The sequence below is a fragment of the Cocleimonas sp. KMM 6892 genome, assembly GCF_035798195.1.
Classification (GTDB): Bacteria; Pseudomonadota; Gammaproteobacteria; order Thiotrichales; family Thiotrichaceae; genus Cocleimonas; species Cocleimonas flava.
In genome coordinates this window covers 1-727 of the sequence record NZ_JAPFBV010000021.1, presented here as the reverse complement: position 1 = coordinate 727, position 727 = coordinate 1, and the positions used below count along the sequence as shown (strand labels likewise).

Genomic DNA, 727 nt, shown 5'->3' with positions numbered 1-727 from the left:
GCTGGTTAAGCCTGCGCCTGACAATGCCGATAACGACAGTAACGGTGAAATCAGTAATGGAGATGTATTAACCTACACGGTAACCGCAACCAATAACGGTTCGGCGACCTTAACCAATGTCGTGGTAACAGATAACAAAATCACCCCGAATACGATTAGCTGTGCCACATTAGCACCTGCTGCGACTTGTGTCTTAAGTGGTACGTACACCGTAACACCAGCTGATGTTACGGCGGGTGCCATCATTAATGATGCCACCGCTAACTCTGATCAAACACCAGAAAGTACCGCGCAAAATAACAGTGACATTAATGCACCGAGTTTAACGCTGGTTAAACCTGCGCCTGACAATGCAGATGAAGATGGTAATGGAGAGATCAGTGAAGGGGATACTTTAACGTATACCATTACTGCTACAAACAATGGCACAGCGACCTTAACCAATGTTGTGGTTACAGATAACAAGATCACGCCGAACACAATCAGTTGCTTAACAGTCGCACCGGGAGATACCTGTGTGTTAAGTGGCACGTACACCGTAACACCAGCCGATGTAACGGCGGGTGAAATTATCAATGATGCCACGGCGAACTCTGATCAAACACCAGAAAGTTCCGCGCAAAATGTCAGTGGCATCAATGCACCTAGTCTAACGCTGGTTAAACCTGCGCCTGACAATGCAGATGAAGATGGTAATGGAGAGATCAGTGAAGGGGATACTTTAACG

The 727-nt window shown here is 46.8% G+C and carries 1 protein-coding gene; it reads left to right on the top strand.

Translation table 11 applies throughout. From position 1 onward, the window contains the following. The coding region (locus tag OO007_RS20200) for a DUF7507 domain-containing protein (protein WP_325810183.1) at positions 1-727 on the top strand (727 nt) is incomplete at both ends.